The organism is uncultured Sphingomonas sp. (assembly GCF_902806265.1).
Classification (GTDB): Bacteria; Pseudomonadota; Alphaproteobacteria; order Sphingomonadales; family Sphingomonadaceae; genus Sphingomicrobium.
The window spans coordinates 1-17,493 of record NZ_CADCVZ010000059.1; the positions used below are offsets into that span (position 1 = coordinate 1).

At 66.6% G+C, this 17,493-nt stretch carries 19 protein-coding genes and 1 tRNA gene; 6 read left to right on the top strand and 14 right to left on the bottom strand.

The annotated features are described in order from the left end of the window. On the top strand, positions 1–127 hold a 127-nt coding region (locus tag QZX62_RS10665), incomplete at its 5' end, for an acyl-CoA dehydrogenase family protein (protein WP_294174444.1). A gap of 3 nt (positions 128–130) precedes the next feature. Here QZX62_RS10665 and QZX62_RS10670 read toward each other — a convergent pair. From QZX62_RS10670 to QZX62_RS10715, 10 genes are all read right to left on the bottom strand, one after another. Then, positions 131–205 (bottom strand) — tRNA-Gln (locus QZX62_RS10670). 45 nt (positions 206–250) lie between these two features. After that, positions 251–1,846, bottom strand: coding sequence for an MFS transporter (locus QZX62_RS10675; protein ID WP_294174337.1), 1,596 nt, complete (start codon positions 1,844–1,846; stop codon positions 251–253). A 49-nt stretch (positions 1,847–1,895) separates the two neighbouring features. Beyond that, a complete protein-coding gene (locus QZX62_RS10680; protein WP_294174339.1) occupies positions 1,896–2,780 on the bottom strand; it encodes a branched-chain amino acid aminotransferase in 885 nt (294 codons plus the stop codon). Between the two features lie 27 nt (positions 2,781–2,807). Continuing rightward, on the bottom strand, positions 2,808–3,671 hold the full coding sequence (locus QZX62_RS10685) for a pyrroline-5-carboxylate reductase dimerization domain-containing protein (protein ID WP_294174341.1): 864 nt from the start codon (positions 3,669–3,671) through the stop codon (positions 2,808–2,810). Between the two features lie 5 nt (positions 3,672–3,676). Beyond that, positions 3,677–4,189 (bottom strand): YbjN domain-containing protein, encoded by a 513-nt coding sequence (locus tag QZX62_RS10690; RefSeq protein ID WP_294174446.1) that lies wholly within the window; start codon positions 4,187–4,189, stop codon positions 3,677–3,679. A 5-nt stretch (positions 4,190–4,194) separates the two neighbouring features. Next, positions 4,195–4,518 (bottom strand): accessory factor UbiK family protein, encoded by a 324-nt coding sequence (locus QZX62_RS10695; protein ID WP_294174342.1) that lies wholly within the window; start codon positions 4,516–4,518, stop codon positions 4,195–4,197. A 5-nt stretch (positions 4,519–4,523) separates the two neighbouring features. Then, positions 4,524–5,075 carry a TspO/MBR family protein gene (locus QZX62_RS10700; RefSeq protein WP_294174447.1) on the bottom strand — a complete coding sequence of 184 codons (552 nt, stop codon included), beginning with the start codon at positions 5,073–5,075 and terminating at the stop codon, positions 4,524–4,526. After that, positions 5,056–5,808, bottom strand: coding sequence for a TlyA family RNA methyltransferase (locus tag QZX62_RS10705; protein WP_294174343.1), 753 nt, complete (start codon positions 5,806–5,808; stop codon positions 5,056–5,058). Before QZX62_RS10705 ends, QZX62_RS10700 begins: the two co-directional genes overlap by 20 nt. A 5-nt stretch (positions 5,809–5,813) precedes the next feature. After that, positions 5,814–7,748 (bottom strand): 1-deoxy-D-xylulose-5-phosphate synthase, encoded by a 1,935-nt coding sequence (gene dxs, locus QZX62_RS10710; protein ID WP_294174344.1) that lies wholly within the window; start codon positions 7,746–7,748, stop codon positions 5,814–5,816. 60 nt (positions 7,749–7,808) lie between these two features. Then, positions 7,809–8,267: a transcriptional repressor gene (locus tag QZX62_RS10715; protein WP_294174345.1), complete on the bottom strand. Its 459-nt coding sequence runs from the start codon at positions 8,265–8,267 to the stop codon at positions 7,809–7,811. 91 nt (positions 8,268–8,358) lie between these two features. On the opposite strand from QZX62_RS10715, the gene QZX62_RS10720 reads away from it, so the two are divergent. Beyond that, the gene (locus tag QZX62_RS10720; RefSeq protein ID WP_294174346.1) at positions 8,359–9,069 is read left to right on the top strand and encodes a TMEM175 family protein; all 711 of its coding nucleotides are present in this window, start codon (positions 8,359–8,361) and stop codon (positions 9,067–9,069) included. Here the strand turns inward: QZX62_RS10720 and QZX62_RS10725 are convergent. Next, entirely contained in the window at positions 9,066–9,443 is a 378-nt protein-coding gene (locus QZX62_RS10725) for a MerC domain-containing protein (protein WP_294174347.1), read from the bottom strand. The two genes, QZX62_RS10720 and QZX62_RS10725, sit on opposite strands and share 4 nt — an antisense overlap. A gap of 110 nt (positions 9,444–9,553) precedes the next feature. On the opposite strand from QZX62_RS10725, the gene QZX62_RS10730 reads away from it, so the two are divergent. The 4 genes from QZX62_RS10730 to rpsI all read left to right on the top strand — a co-directional run bounded on the left by QZX62_RS10730 (position 9,554) and on the right by rpsI (position 12,148). After that, positions 9,554–10,627 carry a COX15/CtaA family protein gene (locus QZX62_RS10730; protein WP_294174348.1) on the top strand — a complete coding sequence of 358 codons (1,074 nt, stop codon included), beginning with the start codon at positions 9,554–9,556 and terminating at the stop codon, positions 10,625–10,627. Between the two features lie 10 nt (positions 10,628–10,637). Next, entirely contained in the window at positions 10,638–10,952 is a 315-nt protein-coding gene (gene cutA / locus QZX62_RS10735) for a divalent-cation tolerance protein CutA (protein ID WP_294174349.1), read from the top strand. 157 nt (positions 10,953–11,109) lie between these two features. Continuing rightward, complete coding sequence (gene rplM, locus QZX62_RS10740; RefSeq protein ID WP_294171056.1) at positions 11,110–11,589, top strand: 50S ribosomal protein L13; 480 nt, start codon at positions 11,110–11,112, stop codon at positions 11,587–11,589. Between the two features lies 1 nt (position 11,590). Further along, complete coding sequence (gene rpsI, locus QZX62_RS10745; protein ID WP_294174351.1) at positions 11,591–12,148, top strand: 30S ribosomal protein S9; 558 nt, start codon at positions 11,591–11,593, stop codon at positions 12,146–12,148. A gap of 222 nt (positions 12,149–12,370) precedes the next feature. Here rpsI and clpX read toward each other — a convergent pair whose 3' ends face one another. The 3 genes from clpX to QZX62_RS10760 form a co-directional block, all read right to left on the bottom strand. Next, a complete protein-coding gene (gene clpX, locus QZX62_RS10750; RefSeq protein WP_294174352.1) occupies positions 12,371–13,636 on the bottom strand; it encodes an ATP-dependent Clp protease ATP-binding subunit ClpX in 1,266 nt (421 codons plus the stop codon). Between the two features lie 177 nt (positions 13,637–13,813). Continuing rightward, positions 13,814–14,470 carry an ATP-dependent Clp endopeptidase proteolytic subunit ClpP gene (gene clpP / locus QZX62_RS10755; protein ID WP_294174354.1) on the bottom strand — a complete coding sequence of 219 codons (657 nt, stop codon included), beginning with the start codon at positions 14,468–14,470 and terminating at the stop codon, positions 13,814–13,816. Positions 14,471–14,605: 135 nt separating this feature from the next. Continuing rightward, entirely contained in the window at positions 14,606–17,425 is a 2,820-nt protein-coding gene (locus tag QZX62_RS10760) for a TonB-dependent receptor (protein ID WP_294174356.1), read from the bottom strand. Positions 17,426–17,493 lie beyond the last annotated feature (68 nt).

The following is a 17,493-nucleotide window of genomic DNA, read 5'->3' on the forward strand; positions in this document are numbered from 1 at the left end:
GCTCCACGGCGGCGCTGGCTACATGAACGAATATCCGATCGCCCGGCTGTGGCGCGACGCGCGGGTCACCCGCATCTACGGCGGCACCAGCGAAATCATGAAGGAGCTGGTTGCCCGCTCGATCTGAGCTTGGCTGGGGCGGCAGGATTCGAACCTGCGAATGCCGGTACCAAAAACCGGTGCCTTACCACTTGGCGACGCCCCACCAGCCCGCGCGGCTTATAGCGTGCGCGGGCGGCGGGGGAAGAGGCTAGTCGAGCGGCTTGCGGTAGGTCTCGGGCAGCCAGATCGCACTTACCACCAACGCCATGGCGACGACCCCAATCGTGTACCACAGACCGGCGTAGGCATCGCCGGTGCGGACCACGATCAGTTGCGAGATGAAGGGCAGGAAGCCGCCGAAGTAGCCGGTGCCGATATGGTAGGGCAGCGACATGGAGGTATAGCGGATCCGCGCGGGGAACAGCTCGACCAGGATGGCGGCCACTTGGCCGAAGGTCATGGCCGACAGCGCTACCATGATGGCCACCGCCAATATGATCTTCCATGGTCGCTTCTGCGCCGGGTCCGCCTTGTCGGGGTAACCGGCCGTCTCAAGCGCGGCGGTGTAGGCGGCCTGATCGAAGCCGGCGACACGCTGTTGTCCGACGGTGAGTACGACCTGCTCCGCATCCGCCTTGCGGTAGCTGACGCCTCGCTTGGACAGATAGTTGAGCGCCTGGGCGCAAGGCTGGTCCTGGCGCGGCCGGAACACGTCGAAGTCGCAATCGGCCGGCAGCTCCAGCGTGACGGGCGACGTCGCTCGCGCCCGCTCGAGAGCCGGGTTCGCGCCGTCGGCCATCATCCTGAACAGCGGGAACAGCAGCACCAGCGTCAGAGCGTAACCCGCCAGCAGCAGCTGCTTGCGCCCGATCCGGTCGGACAACGCTCCGAACGCCACATAGAGCGGTGCGGCCAGCAGGGCTCCGGCCGCCATGTACAGCAGCGCTTCTTCCTCGCCGACGCGGGCGGTGCCCTGGAGGAAGTAGAGGGTGCCGAACTGCGAAGTGTAGAAGATGACGGTCAGGCCGGCCGCGACGCCGAACAGCGCGACCAGCACCCGCTTGACGTTGCCGGGGAACGTCAAGCTGTCGCGGAACGGATTGCGGCTGACCTCCCCCGATTCCTTCATTGCCTGGAAGACCGGGCTCTCCTTGAGCTTCAGGCGGATGTAGAGGGAGATCGCCAACATCAGCAGGCTGGCGACGAACGGGATGCGCCAGCCCCAGGTCTCGAAGTCCTCGGGGGTAAGCGCGCGGCGCGTCGCGAGCACCATCAGCAGGCACAGCAGAAAGCCGCCGACCACCGAGACCTGGATCCAGCTGGTATACTGCCCGCGCTTGTCCGGCGGCGCATGCTCCGCGACGTAGATGGCGGCGCCGCCATATTCGCCGCCGAGCGCCAGACCCTGTAGCAGCCGGAGCAGCACCAGCAGCGCGGGCGCCCACAGGCCGGCGGTGGCGAAGGTCGGGAGGAAGCCGATGGCGGCGGTGGCTCCGCCCATCAGCGTGATGGTGACGAGAAAGGTGTATTTGCGACCGATCCGGTCGCCGAACCAGCCGAACAGCAGCGCCCCCAGCGGGCGCACGCCGAACCCCGCGCCGAACGCGGCCAAGCTCGCAAGGGTCGCGGCAGTGGGATTGTCCGCCGGAAAGAACAGCTTGCCCAGCAGCGCCGCCAGGATGCCGTAAAGGAAGAAGTCGTACCATTCGAACACGGTGCCGAGTGCAGACGCTACGATTACCAGCCGGTCACGCTTGGGATCGATCGCGCCCTGCCCGTCCAGCTCCGCCGCCGCTGTGCTCATGCCCTCTCCCCGAACCGGAGCTTAGCCGCCCGCCGGCGGGGAGCAAGGGTCAGGCTTGGCGGCCGTTCACCAGGTCGTCGTAATCCCGGGCCAGCTGCCGCGAGAGTTCGCCCACCTCGAACCGCCAGGGTCCTGCGGACTGGACCGGAGTGACTTCGGCGGCCGAGCCGGTGATGAAGAACTGCTCGAAGCTCTCCAACTCCTCCGGCCAGATCGCGCGCTCCTCAACCGGGATCCCCCGCTTGCGGGCGAGATCGATCACGGTGCGGCGAGTGATCCCGTCGAGAAAGCAGTCGGGGGTCGGCGTGTGCAGCACGCCGTCGCGAACGAAAAAGGCATTGGCGCCGGTCGCCTCGGCCACCTGCCCGCGCCAGTCGAACATCAGTGCATCGTCGAAGCCGCGTGCGTCCGCTTGCTGCTTGGACAGGCTGGCGATCATGTAGAGGCCGGCCGCCTTGCTGTGCACGGGAGCGGTGTAGGGCGCCGGCCGCCGCCAGGGCGCGATGTCCAGGCGGATTCCGGCGGCGGCCTTTTCGGGCGGGTAGTATTTGCCCCAATTCCAGGCGGCAATGGCGAGATGCGGCTTAGTGCCCTTGGGGCTGACCCCCATCGATTCCGACCCGCGCCACGATACCGGGCGCAGGTAGGCTTCGGTTAGGCCGTTCGCCTCCAGCACCTCCCCGCAAGCCGCATCGATCTCCTCGGTCGACCAGGGTATGTCGAAGCCGAGCAGCTCCGCGCTGCGCCGCAGCCGCTTGCTATGCTCGCGCAGCTTGAAGATGCGCCCGCCATAGGCGCGCTGCCCTTCGAACACGCTGGACGCATAATGCATCGCATGGGTCAGGATGTGGACGTTGGCCTCGCGCCACGGCACCAACTTACCGTCGAACCAGATGAAACCGTCACGGTCGTCGAAGCTGCGCTGCTCGGCCATTAAATCCTCATTTATGGATGCCGCCGCTTACGTGCGGGCGGGTGAGGAATCAATGGCACGCGCGTCCGCCGCCAGTTCCGCCGACCGGCGTGCCGCAGCCGCGACCACGCGCTCGATCAGGCCCGGCAGCTCCGCGTCGAGCACAGCCAGCCCGGCCTGGGTGGTGCCGTTCGGACTGGTGACCCGCCGGGCGATCTCGTCCATCGGGTCGCTCACGGCGGCCGCAAGCCAGCCGGTTCCGAGCACCGTCTCCCGGGCGATCGTCAGCGCCAGACCCGGATCGAGCCCCTTCCCCTCACCGGCCGCCGCAAGCGCGGCGATGAACCGCGCGACGTACGCCGGCCCCGAACCCGCAACATGGCCGATGGTGCCAAGCTCCGCCTCGCTCCCACACCAGGCGACGTAGCCGAGCGGGGCGAGCAGCGAGCCTACCTGCGTCCGCTGAGCCTGGTCCAGCCCTTCACCGTACACCGCGATGACCCCGCGCCGGATGGCGACGGGCGTGTTGGGCATCACCCGGACCACCGCGGCTGCGGTGGGGAAGCGTTGGCGGAGCGTCTCGACCTCGACGCCCGCAAGCATGGACAGAACGACCGTTCTTCCGCCGATCGCACCCGCCAGCTCCGGCGCGACTTCCGACAGCTTCTGCGGCTTGAACCCGAGCAGCGCGATGCCGGGAGGTGGGCCCGCTTCGGCGACCGTGCGGACGGTACGCACACCCGGGACCGCAGTGCCGCTCGGGCGGATCGCGACGGCTCCCGACAGATCGGTAGCGGCCGAGCGCCAGCCTTCAACCATCGCGCCGGCCATGTTGCCGCACCCGACCAGCCACAAGGCGTCGGTTCGCTGCTGCTTCGCCGGCACGGCGCCGGTTACATTCACCACATCCATGCGCGTCAGGCCTCGCCCGCAGTGTCGATCAAGGCCGCCGTGATCGCCTCGGCCGGCGATTTCCCGCCCCACAACACGAACTGGAATACCGGATAGAAGCGCTCGCACTCCTCGAGCGCAGCTTCGGCGATCGCTTCGGCTTGTTCGAAGCTCAGGCCTTCGTCATCGCTCGTGTCGAGCAAGGTGGAGTAGCGGAACACCACCAGCCCGGAACCGGACCACAGCTCAAAGTGACCGAGCCACAGCTGCTCGTTGACCAGCCCCAGCGTCTCGTAAATGGCAGCCCGCTTGTCCGCGCCGACCTTGATGTCCGGAAAAGCCAGGAACTGCAGCACGCCGTCTTCCGGCCGCCACACGCCGCGGAGCTCATACTGCGCCCAGCTGCCGGGCGCGGAAGCGACGATCTCCCCCTCGCCCGAGCGTTCGCAGGCCCAGCCACGCGCTTCGAAATAGGCCTCGAGCACTTCGATCGGGGCGCCATCGTCCCGTTCGTCCTGGCCCTCATCCTCGCTTGCCAGGCTGCTCACTCCTCGGGCGTCTCAATCTCGCTGGTGGCGCCGGGCTTGGCGGCCGAGGAAGCTTGCGCCCCCGCCGCTCCCCCGCGGCCTGTCGCGGCCTCGAGCGCCGCGAGCCGGTTGCGCATGGCTTCCACTTCCTCGCGCGCGGTGGCGGCCATCGCCTTCACTGCCTCGAACTCGTCGCGGGACACGAAATCCATGCCGCCGATCCACTCGCGCATTCGCTGGCGCATCGACTCCTGGCCCTCACGAGTCATCCCGGCGAAGGTTCCTGCCGCCCCGTTCATCATCTTCACGAAGTCTTCGAACAGGCGGTTCTGCGACTGCATCGGACTCAAGCTCCCATTATGCCCAGCGGGGCGCGGTCGGCGCCCGGGTTCAGCCTGCCGATCTCCCAGTTGAGAGCCGTCGCCAGGCACAGCCAGGCCAGATAGGGCAGCAGCAGCAGCCCCGCCACCCCATTAACGCGGGAGAAGGCGATGATCGTCGCCGTGACGGCCACGTTCATTGCCATGATGATCAGGAAGCCCCAATCGATCATGCCCGCGCCGAAGAACACGGGCGACCAGCTGAAGTTGAGCGCAAGCTGTGCGGCGAACAGGGCGAGGCCGATCGTTCGCGGGCGAGATGGCGTCGCCGTGATCACCCGCGCCACTGCGACGCCCATCAGCGCGTACAGGGTTGTCCAGGCGACAGGAAAGGCCCAGCCCGGCGGCATGATGCCGGGCTTGCGCAGCGCCGCGAACCATTCGTTCGAATAGCCGCTGTTCGACAGGTATCCAGACAAGGAGCCCGCCAGCACGATCGCGGGCACCGTGACCAGCGCTACCTTCAGCCACCGCCGCCGCCGTCGCGGGCGGTTTCCTTCAGCTGCCGTCGCCACCAGCGTCCTCCTTAATCGCCCCCGCCAGGAACTCGACGTTGCCCTCGGGTCCGGTGATCGGGCTTTCCGTTACCCCAAGAACCCGCCAGCCGCGTGATGCGATCCATGCTGCCGCCTCGTCGCACACGCGGCGATGCACTTGCGGGTCGCGCACCACGCCGCCCTTGCCGACCTCCCCACGTCCCGCTTCGAACTGCGGTTTGACCAGCGCGACCAGCTTGCCGCCCGGCTCCGCGAGACCGAGGGCGGCGTCGAGCACCTTGGCCAGGCTGATGAAGCTCGCATCGCAGACGACCACATCGACCGCTTCGGGGACCTGCTCGCGGGTCAGCTGGCGGGCGTTGGTCTGTTCGTGTACGACCACCCGCGGGTCCTGCCGCAGCTTCCAGGCGAGCTGGTTGGTGCCGACGTCCACCGCATAGACCTTGGCCGCCCCGCGCGTGAGCAGCACGTCGGTGAAGCCGCCAGTTGAGCTGCCCACGTCCAGTGCGATCGCGCCGGTCACGTCGAAGCCGAAGTGGGTAAGGCCATGGTCGAGCTTGATCCCGCCGCGCGATACCCAGGGATGGTCCTTGCCGCGCACTTCCAGTGGAGCGTCCTCGGCCAGCAGTTCGCCGGCTTTGGCGACCTTCCGCTCGCCGCTGAACACCGCGCCGGCCATGATGAGCGCTTGAGCGCGGGTGCGACTTTCGGCGAGGCTACGGGAGACAAGCAGCTGGTCGACCCGCTGCTTCATGGCAATCAGGCCCGAGCGCTCTCTTCCAGCTCCACACCCACGCTGTTCCGCCGCAGCGCTTTCAGCACCGTGTCGACGATATGCGGGGCGTTGAGGCCCGCATCGTCATACTGCTTGTCCGGCTTGTCCTGGTCCTGGAAGCGATCGGGCAGGCGCATGGTGCGCAGCTTCAGCCCGGCGTCGATAAGGCCTTGGTCGCTCGCCAGCGTCAGCACATGGGCGCCGAAGCCGCCGACCGCGGCTTCTTCCACCGTGACCGCCACCTCGTGCGTGGTCAGCAGGCGGCGGATCAGTGCTTCATCGAGCGGCTTGGCAAAGCGCAGGTCGGCGACCGTGGTGCTGAGACCCATGCCTTCGAGCTGATCCGCCGCCTTGAGCGCTTCCTCCAACCGGGTGCCGAGCGAGAGGATTGCCACCGTCTTGCCTTCGCGGACCACCCGCCCGCGGCCGATTTCGAGCCGTTCGGGCTCGGCGGGCATGATGAGGCCGAGGCCGTTGCCGCGCGGGTAGCGGACGGCGATCGGCCCGCTGTCGTGGAGCGCCATGGTATGGACCATGTGCGTCAGCTCGACCTCGTCGGCCGCAGCCATCACCACGAAGTTCGGCAGGGTGCAAAGATAAGCGAGGTCGAACGCCCCGGCATGGGTCGCTCCGTCCGCACCCACCAGCCCCGCCCGGTCCATGCCAAAGCGCACCGGCAGGTTCTGGATCGCGACGTCATGGACCACCTGGTCGTAGGCGCGCTGCAGAAAGGTCGAGTAGATCGCGCAGAACGGGCGATAGCCTTGTGCCGCCAGCCCCGCAGCAAAAGTCACGGCGTGCTGTTCGGCGATGCCGACGTCGAAGGTGCGCTCGGGGAAGCGCTGCTCGAACCGGTCGAGGCCCGTGCCGGAGGGCATGGCCGCGGTGATGGCGACGATCTTGTCGTCGCGCTCGGCTTCATTCGCCAGGGCATCGGCGAACACCTGCGTGTAGCTTGGCGGACCGCCGGACGGCCCCTTGTCCTGCTTGCCCGAGATAACGTCGAACTTGACCACGCCATGGTATTTGTCGGCGCTGCTCTCGGCCGGAGCATAGCCCTTCCCCTTCTGCGTTACCGCGTGGATCAGCATCGGGCCTTCGGGCGCGTCGCGGACATTCTCCAGGATCTCGACCAGGCTGACCACGTCATGGCCGTCGACCGGGCCGACGTAGTAGAAGCCGAGCTCCTCGAACAAGGTGCCCCCGGTCACCATCCCGCGGGCATATTCTTCCAGCCGCTCGGCCGCGCGGTGGAGCGACTCCGGCATCTTGGCCGCAAGCTTCGCCGCGAGCCGCCGAGGCGTGAGGTACTTGCCCGACGACACCAGCCGCGCCAGCGAGTTGCGTAGGCTGCCGACCGGCGGCGCGATCGACATGTCGTTGTCGTTGAGGACAACGATCAGCCGGTTGCCGGCGGCATGCGCGTTGTTCATCGCCTCATAGGCCATGCCGGCAGTCATCGCGCCGTCCCCGATCACCGCGATCGCCCGGCCGCGATTGCCCGCGAGCTTGTTTGCAACCGCGAAGCCCAGAGCCGCGCTGATGGAGGTGGAGCTGTGCGCCGCGCCGAACGGGTCGTACTCGCTTTCGCTCCGCTTGGTGAAGCCGCTGAGGCCCGCGCCCATGCGCAGGGTGCGAATGCGGTCGCGCCGGCCCGTTACGATCTTGTGGGGGTAGCATTGATGGCCGACGTCCCACACCAGCCGGTCATGCGGAGTGTCGAACACATAGTGGATGGCGACCGTCAGCTCGACCACCCCCAGCCCCGCGCCCAAGTGCCCGCCGGTCACGGACACCGCCGAGATCACCTCCTGGCGAAGCTCATCGCATAGCTGCGAAAGCTGGTCCTTCGGCAGTGCCCGGATGTCGGCAGGCGACTGGATGGTGTCGAGCAGCGGCGTATGCGGGCGGTCGGACATGACGATGCCTGTAAACGCACAGAGCCGCCATGTCGAACCCAGGCCGACGCTCGGGTAGAGCTAGCTGCAATCTCCGCAGGTGCCGCGAACCTCGATCACCGGGCGCTTGGGCGCGAAGCCCGTGCTGCTGGCCGCCTGGCGGACGCCGCCGGTCACCTGGTCGTCGTCGATGTGGGTGGTGTGCCCGCAGCTGTCGCAGATCAGGAAGATGCAGTCGTGCAGGCATCCAGGATGCTCGTTCGCCACGTAGGCGTTGGCGCTTTCCACCCGCATCGCCAGGTTCGAGGCCACGAACAGGTCGAGGATCCGGTACACGCTGTTCGCCGCCACCCTCCGGCCCTGCGCTTCCGAAACGGCCTCGGCGATATCGTAAGCGCTGGCTGGCCGGTCGAAACCGGACAGCGCTTCGAACACCGCTTCGCGCATGCCGGTCCACTGCTCGCCGGCCTCGGTGAGCTGGACCTTGGCGGCCTCCTTGAGGTCCTCGCCGGCATGGAGATGATGTTGGTGGCTGCCCATTCCCATGAGATAGAGCACCGCTTGAGGCGGAACAAGCGTTGCGGCTCCGGTTCGTTTCGAACCACTACCTATTCCCAACGTTAGGTAGTCCATGCCTGAAACCCGAGATGAAGTTCGCGACGATCCCAATGCCCCCGCCCGCCGCGACGACCACAAGGGCGAAGGCGCGACCCGGGGCACCAGCCGGATGGAAGCATTTGCGGACGGCGTGTTCGCCATCGCCTTCACCCTTCCAGTGGTCGAGATCGTCCTGCCGGAGGTCGAGCGCCCGGGCGCGACGCTGGCCGCGGACCTAATCCACTTGTGGCCGTCCTACCTCGGCTATCTCCTGGCGAGCGCGGTGATCGGACTCTACTGGGTCCATCACCATTTCTCCGGAGCGATCTATCGGACCACCGGACACTGGTTCCTGGTCGCGACCGTGATCTTCCTTGGAGCCATCGGCTTCATCGCCTTTCCGAGCCGAGTGCTGGCGGAGCACCTCGCCGACGCCGCCGCGCGGGAGGCGGGGGCCGTGTTCTGGGTGATCTCGGCAACCGTGCTCGCCTGGACGTGGCTGCTGAAATGGACGGTGGGCTGGAAACGCGGCCAAGTCGATAGCCGGCTGGAGACCGACTATGTCGCCGCGCTCAATCGCCGCTATTGGTGGTTCGTGCTGCTCAACACGGCGGCGATCGCGCTCGTGTTCCTGCATTGGCCGAGCGGGCTGGCCCTGTCGCTGCTGCTGACCTTCTCGCTGGTGCTGCCGCCCCGGACGCCGCGCTACCACACGGAAGCTCCGATCGTGGAGGGCGAGAGCTAAAAGGGGTTTACCGTCCCGCGCCGGTTCAGGTCGTGGCCGAGCGCGAGGATCAGCACGCCCACAACCGTTAAGGCTGCCTCCGACCCGTTGTGCGGCATAGACAGCGCGCCCGCCATGACCCCGAGTCCAAGACCTCCAACCGCACTCGGCATCATGAAGCCATGCTCGACGATGCCGCGTCCCAGAGCGAAGGTCCCAAGGATCATCGCCAGGCTCAGTCCGACCTCATGGATCCAGTGAGCGCCCAGGATCCCGCCCGCCGCCGACAGCACCGCCAGCAAAACGGTAGTGGCGATGCAATGCACCAGGCACAGGCCCGAAAGACCGATCGCCAACCGGTCGAGCCGGTGAGTCGAATATGTGTGCTGCAGCATTGCGCGATGTTATAGTAGCGCCCGCTTCTAGTTACAACATCACATCGGTCGTTGCGGGGCTCCGAAAGGCCGCTTGTGCCTCCTTGGCCACAGCGCCATATCGCGCCCGGATGACCACCACCGTTCTGCCGCTGACCCCCTTTGCCCAATCGGCGAGCGCCCGCCCCCGCGCCGTCGCCCATTGGCTGCTCCTGGTCGCCGGGCTGATCTTCCTCATGGTAATCGTCGGGGGAATCACCCGGCTGACGGAAAGCGGGCTGTCCATCACCGAATGGCGGCCGGTGACCGGAGCGATCCCTCCACTGACGCAGGCGCAGTGGGAGCATGCCTTCGCGCTGTACCAGCAAACCCAGGAGTACCAACAGGTCAACCGCGGAATGAGTTTGCCTGAGTTCAAGAACATCTTCTTCTGGGAGTATCTGCACCGGCTGCTCGGGCGGGTGATCGGCCTGGCCTTCGCGCTGCCGCTGCTGTGGTTCGCGGTGAAGCGCGCGATTCCACGCGGCTACGGCCCCCGCCTTCTCCTGCTGCTGGTGCTCGGGGGCCTGCAGGGTGCGATCGGCTGGTGGATGGTGGTGAGCGGCCTCGCCCAGCGTACGGACGTCAGCCATGTGCGGCTGGCCGTTCACCTGTTGATGGCCTTGCTCATCTTCGGCGTGATCGTCTGGACCGCGCTCGACCTCCTCTCGCCCGGAGCCACGCGAAGGCGTATGCCGACGCTCGGCATCTGGACGCTTTCTGCGCTCGGACTTCAGCTGATGCTGGGCGCGTTCGTCGCCGGTCTGGATGCGGGTTACGCGTTCAACAGCTGGCCGCTGATGGGCGACGAGCTCTACCCGGCCGCCGCGCCCTGGCTCGAACCGATGCTTCGCAACTTCGTCGACAATCCGATCACCGTGCAGTTCGTGCATCGCTGGTGGGCGTTCGTAGTACTCGCCTTCGTGGCCGTTCTCGCCCGGCGCGTGAAGGCGGCCGGTGGACGGCGCGAGTCCGCGCTGATTCACTCGGCTGTTGGCACGCAGATCCTGCTCGGCATCTGGACTCTGCTGAGCGGCGTCGACATCACCATTGCGGTGGCCCACCAGGGTATGGGCGTGCTGCTGCTGGCGACGACCCTGATGGCCGCGCATAAGTCGCAGCTCCTCCGCGACGCTCGGCCGCGCGCAGCGGCAGCCGCCGGCTAGGTCTCGCTTCATGGCCGTCGTGTCGGTCTACTGCATCTTCGCCAACGCCGCGGAAGCCGAGCGCATCGGCCGCATCGTCGTCGAGGAGCGCCTCGCCGCCTGCATCAACATTTTAGGCCCCTGTCGCAGCATCTACTGCTGGCAGGGCGCGATCGAGACCGCCGAGGAGGTCCCCGCCATCCTCAAGACTGCCGCGCGCCAAGTCGACGGCCTCATCGCCCGCATCGCCTCCTTGCACAGCTACCAGGTCCCGGCGATCACCGTATGGCCGATCGACAAGCTGTTGGCGGGCTATGCGCAATGGGTCGAGGAGAGTACGAGGTAACATAGTACCCGTCGGCAAAGTGCCGCTTTCCCTTGACTTTCCTGCACTCACCGGCAAAAGCGCGGCCACAGGCGCTGCCCGCGTTGTCTCCATCGAAGTGCAACTTCGCTGGGTATGGGGGCGGCGCTCTTTCGTTTAGCAAGAGGTCCCAAGCCCCATGAAGGCGCTGATGAAGACCACCAAGTCGGCCAAGCCGGCGGAGGTCGAGAAGAAGTGGCATCTGATTGATGCCGACGGGCTGGTGGTCGGCCGGGTGGCGACGATCATCGCCAATATCCTGCGCGGCAAGCACAAGCCGATCTTCACCCCGCATGTCGACTGCGGGGACCATGTAGTGGTGATCAACGCCGACAAGGTGCGCTTCACCGGCCGCAAGCTGCAGCAGAAGCTGTACTACAAGCACACCGGCTATCCAGGCGGCCTTAAGGAAGTCCGCGCTGACAAGGTGCTGGACGGCCGCTTCCCGGAGCGCGTGCTCGAGAAGGCAGTGGAGCGCATGATCCCGCGCGGGCCGCTCGGCCGCGACCAGATGCGTGCGCTGCACCTTTATAATGGCACCGAGCACCCGCACGCCGGTCAGGCTCCCGAACCACTCGACGTCGCGTCGATGAACCGCAAGAACAAGGTGGGCGCATAACATGGCCGACAAGAAGTCTCTGTCCGATCTCGGCGAACTGACCAGCCAGACCGCTGCCGAGCCGGCGCCCGCACCAACTCCGGCCGAGGCTCCCGCCGAAGAGTCGCAGGCCGATGCCGGCCCCGTTCTGACGCAGCCCGAGGCTCCGCTACGCGAACAGCAGCTCGACAAATTCGGCCGCGCCTACGCGACCGGTCGCCGCAAGGATGCAGTGGCGCGGGTCTGGCTCAAGCCCGGCTCGGGCAAGATCGAGGTCAACGGCCGCGACCAGCAGGTCTACTTCGCCCGGCCGACGCTGCGGCTGGTCATCAATCAGCCGTTCGGCATGACCGAGCGCGATGGCCAATATGACGTGATTTGCACCGTCAAGGGCGGCGGACTGTCCGGTCAGGCCGGTGCCGTGCTGCACGGCATCGCGCAGGCGCTTACGCGTTACGAGCCGGCCTTGCGCACGGCGGTGAAGCGCGCGGGCTTCCTGACGCGCGATCCGCGGGTGGTCGAGCGCAAGAAGTACGGCCGCGCCAAGGCCCGCCGCAGCTTCCAATTCAGCAAGCGCTAAGCGAGCGCTACAACGCCGGCGCGACAGCGTCGGCGTTGTAGCGCGAAGAGCTGACGCTGCCGCCGGACGACCACCGGAGGTGTGTCGATCAACGTCACCGATCTACCACCGGTGACGTCCTTCCCCTCCGGCAGCGCTGACGCGCGGCCCCTGCCTTCGGCGAGGGGCCGGTCCTGGCTGATTTAACAAGCTACTCTTCAAGGAACGGCCGCGGAGGCGACGCTACGCGGCGTCGCCCTGCTTGGCTTTTTCGGCATATACCCGCACCGGCTCCTTAGTGCCGGCGACGACCTCCTTGTCGACATGGACCTCGTCGACCCCGTCCATGCTCGGCAGGTCGAACATGGTGTCGAGCAGGATGCCCTCCAGGATCGAGCGCAGCCCACGGGCACCCGTCTTGCGGTCGATCGCCTTGCGGGCGACCGCGTGGAGGGCGTCGTCGGAGAAGCCGAGCTCGACGTCCTCCATGTCGAACAGCTTCTGGTATTGCTTCACCAGCGCGTTCTTGGGCTCGATCAGGATCTTGACCAGCGCTTCCTCGTCCAGGTCCTCGAGCGTCGCGATCACCGGCAGGCGGCCGATGAACTCGGGAATGAGGCCGAACTTGAGCAGGTCCTCGGGCTCGCAGCTCTTGAGCACCTCGCCCGTGCGCCGCTCCTCGGGCGCCGCGACATGCGCGCCGAAACCGATCGACTTGCCCTGCAGCCGGTCGCCGATGATCTTGTCGAGGCCCGCAAAGGCACCGCCGCAGATGAACAGGATGTTGGTCGTGTCGACCTGCAGGAACTCCTGCTGCGGATGCTTGCGCCCGCCCTGCGGAGGCACGGAGGCGGTGGTGCCTTCCATCAGCTTCAGCAATGCCTGCTGCACACCCTCGCCCGACACATCGCGGGTGATCGAGGGATTGTCCGACTTGCGGCTGATCTTGTCGATCTCGTCGATGTAGACGATGCCGCGCTGCGCCTTTTCGACATTGTAGTCGGAGGCCTGCAGCAGCTTGAGGATGATGTTCTCGACATCCTCGCCGACATAACCGGCCTCGGTCAGCGTGGTCGCGTCGGCCATGGTGAAGGGCACGTCCAGGATGCGCGCCAGCGTCTGCGCGAGCAGCGTCTTGCCGCAGCCGGTCGGGCCGATCAGCAGGATGTTGGACTTGGCGAGCTCCACCTCCGCGCCGGTTTTGGCGCCGTGGTTCAATCGCTTGTAGTGGTTGTGCACCGCCACCGACAGCACGCGCTTGGCCCGGCTCTGGCCGATCACATAATCGTCCAAAACCTTGCAGATTTCCGCCGGCGTCGGCACGCCGTCGCGGGTCTTGACCAGCGCCGACTTGCTTTCCTCGCGGATGATGTCGTTGCACAGCTCCACGCACTCATCGCAGATGAACACGGTCGGCCCGGCGATCAGCTTCCTGACCTCATGCTGCGACTTGCCGCAGAAGGAGCAGTAAAGCGTGCTCTTGCTGTCGCCGCCGGAAAGCTTGGTCATGTTCGTCCTTGTTCGTGACACCCGGAGGCGGCCCTAGCGGGGTGATGCTACCCCGCTTTCTTCCATTATCAAACTCTCGGGGTTTCTAACGCGTTGCCGGACCCGAAGAATATGTGTGGAATATGGAGCGAAGGCCGGCGGGCGACAAGAGCCGGCGGAGCGGCGGCCGGCCCTGCCTTAGGCCGGAGAACCGTTGTTGGCGCCGGCCCCGCCCTCGCCTTCGGCGGCATCCGGCCGCTTCTCGAATACCTCGTCGATCAGGCCGAACGTCTTGGCTTCGTCGGCTTCCATGAACTTGTCGCGGTCCATCGCCTTCTCGATCTCCTCGATGTCCTGGCCGGTGAACTTGGCGTAAAGCGAGTTGAGGCGCGTGCGCATGCGCAGGATCTCGCGGGCCTGGATCTCGATGTCCGACGCCATGCCCTGCGCGCCGCCCGAAGGCTGGTGGACCATGATCCGGCTGTTGGTCAGCGCGACCCGCATGCCCGGCTCGCCGGCCGCCAGCAGGAAGCTGCCCATGGACGCCGCCTGGCCGATGCACACGGTGCCGACCCGCGGGCGGATGTACTGCATGGTGTCGTGGATCGCGAGGCCAGCCGTCACCACGCCGCCCGGCGAGTTGATGTACATGAAGATGTCCTTTTTCGGGTTCTCCGACTCGAGGAACAGCAGCTGCGCGGTGATCAGCGAGGACATGTGGTCCTCGATCGGACCGGTGATGAAGACGATCCGCTCCCTGAGCAGCCGCGAGTAGATGTCGAAGCTGCGCTCGCCCCGGTTGGATTGTTCGATAACGATGGGAACGAGGCCGGAGAGAATGTCCTGATGATCCATGACGGGTAACTTATCCTTGTGGTTGTGCCGGGCCTACATCGGGCGGTCCGTCGGCTTGTTCAAGCGGCGTCCTTGCAACGGAAAAGGGCGGCCCGCGCCGGAGCCGCCCTTCACCATCTCAAGCCCTTGAAGAGCTTACATTCTCACCGTCGCCCGGGCATAAAGATAGCGCCCCGGCACGTCGTAGGTGGTCGGGTCGAAGTTGTTGAGGCCGCAGCTGATGCAGCCCGGCGGGTCCTTGTCGAACAGGTTGTTGACGCCCAGCGCGAAGCCGAAGCGGTTCTCGTCGATGCCAAACCAGCGCAGCTGCAGGTCGGTGTAGAGCCGGCTGTTCAACTTGTTGTTGTCCGCTTCCGTTTCCCGCACGCTCTTGATGTACCGACCGGTGAGAGTCGCCCCGAAGTTCGCCAGATCCCAGTCGAGGATGCCGATCGACTTCCACTTGGGAAAGGCCTGGTCGGGGCTGCCCTGCTCCGTTCCCTCCCGGCTGATCTTCTGCGTGCCGTTCGCGGTCGGCACCAGGATGTCGTAGTTGCGCAGAAAGTTGTTGTTCCAGGTGAAGCCGAAGGTGCCGAGGCTGGTCCGCGCCGTGCGGTAGGCCAGGTTCACGTCGAAACCCTTGGTCTTGATGCTGGCGATGTTGTCCAGAAAGCCGGCGATGTTGGAGATCTGCCCCGACCCGGAGGCCGAGCGGTTGACCAGCGCGCAGGCCGCCGCATCGTTGCTCAGCACGCACCGCTGCAGGGTGGTGTTGGCGTTGATCGCCTGGATCGCGTTGTCCACCTTGATCTTGTAGTAGTTGGCTTCCAGCGACAGCCGCGGGATGGCGCCCGGGCTGAACACCGCGCCGAGCACCAGGCTCTTGGACGTCTCCGGCTCCAGCTCCTGATTGCCGCCCGTCAGCACCGAAATCTGCGAGTTGAGCTGCTGGTAGCCGGCCGGAACGCCCTGTGCCTGGCAATTGGCGAGCACCTGGCCCGTCGGGTTCTGGTCGGCCGAGCAGGGATCGAGGATCTCCTGGTCGAAGCGCGAGGCGCTGCCGAACAGCTCGCCGATCGACGGCGCCCGGAAGCCTTCGGCCAACGACGCGCGCAGCCGCAGGTCGCGGATCGGCTTCCAGTTGAGCTGGCCCTTGAAGGTCGTGGTCGAGCCAGAGGTGGAATAATCGGAGTAGCGGACCGCTCCGTTCAGCTCGAGCAACTGAAAGCCCGGCCGGTCGGCCAACAGCGGCGCGTTGATCTCGGCATAGGCTTCGTCGATGTTGTACCCGCCGCTGGTCGGCTGCGCCGGGATGTCCGCGCCCAGCCCCGCCGCGACCGTCTCGTCGGGGTCGAAGCTGCCCCTGAGGTCCCGGTGCTCGACGCCGACCGCCAGGCCGAGCGGGCCGCCCGGAAGCTCGAGCAGGCTGCCCGTCAGGTTGCCGCTGACGCCCCACAGCCGCTGCCGGCTGCGATCGCGCTGGGTGAAGCTGACGAAATCGAGCATCTCGGGCGTGATCGAGCCAGCCCCACCGAAGATGTTGAACGGCACGCATGCCCCGGTGCAGTTGGCGACCGGTCCGAGCGCCTGCTGCAACCGTGCCGCGTTGAGGTTGCCGAGCACGGTCTGGCGCGCCCGGTTGCGGCCGGCGATGCCGTTGATGTCCCAGAACCAGTCGCGCCCGAGCAGCCCGAACTTCCCGTCGAGCGTCGCCGTACCATAGGCGGTGTTGACCGTCTGGTTGTAGCGCCGCGGCCCGCCCTCGACCACGCGCCGGCCGATGAAGGCGAAGTTCGTCGAGTCCAGCGTGACTCCGAACGGGTTGAACGGATTGCTCGCGTCAATGACGATGGTGTCGAGCAGGTTGCCGTTGCCCGCATCCGGGCCGACGAACAACGGCAGCGGCGCGGCCTGATTCTTCGACTCGCGCCGGTTGAACAGGCCCTTCACCGTCAGGTTGATGTCGGGGGTCACTTCGTGCCGGACGTTGGCAAAGGCGCCGTAGCGCTTCAGCGGCGTGAGGATGAAGTTGAACGGCGCGAAGTTGAACCGGTCCTGCGGACTGACGAAGGACCGGAAGTCGGCCAGAGTCGGTGCTCGCCCGATCACCGGGGCGACCAGCGTCAGATCCTGGCCGAGCAGGATGAACCGCCCGTTTGGAATGCCGGAGCTGCAGCTGGAGGTGCAGGCGTCGGCGAAGGGTTCCGGAAACAGCGAGATGTCGCGACTGCCCGAACTGATCGGGTCCTGCTTCACGAAGTTCGCGCCGACCACGATCTCGGTCGGACCGTCGCCATTGCCCCAGCTGAGCTGGTAATTCTGCGTGGCGCCGTCGCCTTCGTCGTAGACGCCGAGCTGGGCCGAGGCGTCGAAGCCCTGCTGGCGCCGCTTGGTGATGATGTTGACCACCCCGGCGATCGCGTCCGAGCCGTAGATGGCCGACGCGCCGTCCTGCAGCACCTCGACCCGCTCGATCATGCTTTCGGGAATGGCGTTGAGATCGACCGACCCCGGCACGCCCGAGGCCGATGCGGCGTTGACGAAGCGCAGCCCGTCCACCAGCACCAGCGTGCGGCGGGAGCCCAGGTAACGCAGGTCGATCTCCGCCGAGCCCGCGCCGACGCCGCCGCCATCCGGCGGGTTGCCGAAGTTGCCCGAGTTATTGAACCTGGTGTTGAGCCCGCCGCCGCTGCTCGGCAGCCGCTGGAGCACATCATTGATCGAGTTGAGGCCGGTCTTGGCGATGTCCTCCTCGTCGACGAACACGATCGGCGCGTCCTGGCTCAGCGGATCGCGGCGGATGCGGGAGCCGGTAACGACGATCTCCTCGCCCTCGGTCTCCTGGCTGGGCGCGGCTTGCGCTTCCTGGACGTCGTCCGGAGGCAGGGTGCTCTGCGCCGCGGCCGGCGAGGCGAGCGCCACGGCGAGGGCGAACGATGCGCCCGAGAGCCGAAGCGAGGCTTGCGTGATCGTCATGAGCTTTCCCCTGCTGCGCGCCCGCCCCCAGCGAGTGCGAGTCAGAGGCTAGGCAGAGAAAGGATGGT

What these genes read in the sequence shown, in the direction of transcription:
- rplM (WP_294171056.1), top strand. Translation starts at nt 11,110, where the DNA reads ATGAAGGCGCTGATGAAGACCACCAAGTCGGCCAAGCCGGCGGAGGTC.
- QZX62_RS10715 (WP_294174345.1), bottom strand. Translation starts at nt 8,267, where the DNA reads ATGGGCAGCCACCAACATCATCTCCATGCCGGCGAGGACCTCAAGGAG.
- QZX62_RS10720 (WP_294174346.1), top strand. Translation starts at nt 8,359, where the DNA reads ATGCCTGAAACCCGAGATGAAGTTCGCGACGATCCCAATGCCCCCGCC.
- QZX62_RS10695 (WP_294174342.1), bottom strand. Translation starts at nt 4,518, where the DNA reads ATGCAGTCGCAGAACCGCCTGTTCGAAGACTTCGTGAAGATGATGAAC.
- QZX62_RS10730 (WP_294174348.1), top strand. Translation starts at nt 9,554, where the DNA reads ATGACCACCACCGTTCTGCCGCTGACCCCCTTTGCCCAATCGGCGAGC.
- clpX (WP_294174352.1), bottom strand. Translation starts at nt 13,636, where the DNA reads ATGACCAAGCTTTCCGGCGGCGACAGCAAGAGCACGCTTTACTGCTCC.
- rpsI (WP_294174351.1), top strand. Translation starts at nt 11,591, where the DNA reads ATGGCCGACAAGAAGTCTCTGTCCGATCTCGGCGAACTGACCAGCCAG.
- clpP (WP_294174354.1), bottom strand. Translation starts at nt 14,470, where the DNA reads ATGGATCATCAGGACATTCTCTCCGGCCTCGTTCCCATCGTTATCGAA.
- QZX62_RS10685 (WP_294174341.1), bottom strand. Translation starts at nt 3,671, where the DNA reads ATGGATGTGGTGAATGTAACCGGCGCCGTGCCGGCGAAGCAGCAGCGA.
- QZX62_RS10680 (WP_294174339.1), bottom strand. Translation starts at nt 2,780, where the DNA reads ATGGCCGAGCAGCGCAGCTTCGACGACCGTGACGGTTTCATCTGGTTC.
- dxs (WP_294174344.1), bottom strand. Translation starts at nt 7,748, where the DNA reads ATGTCCGACCGCCCGCATACGCCGCTGCTCGACACCATCCAGTCGCCT.
- QZX62_RS10675 (WP_294174337.1), bottom strand. Translation starts at nt 1,846, where the DNA reads ATGAGCACAGCGGCGGCGGAGCTGGACGGGCAGGGCGCGATCGATCCC.
- QZX62_RS10705 (WP_294174343.1), bottom strand. Translation starts at nt 5,808, where the DNA reads ATGAAGCAGCGGGTCGACCAGCTGCTTGTCTCCCGTAGCCTCGCCGAA.
- QZX62_RS10760 (WP_294174356.1), bottom strand. Translation starts at nt 17,425, where the DNA reads ATGACGATCACGCAAGCCTCGCTTCGGCTCTCGGGCGCATCGTTCGCC.
- cutA (WP_294174349.1), top strand. Translation starts at nt 10,638, where the DNA reads ATGGCCGTCGTGTCGGTCTACTGCATCTTCGCCAACGCCGCGGAAGCC.
- QZX62_RS10725 (WP_294174347.1), bottom strand. Translation starts at nt 9,443, where the DNA reads ATGCTGCAGCACACATATTCGACTCACCGGCTCGACCGGTTGGCGATC.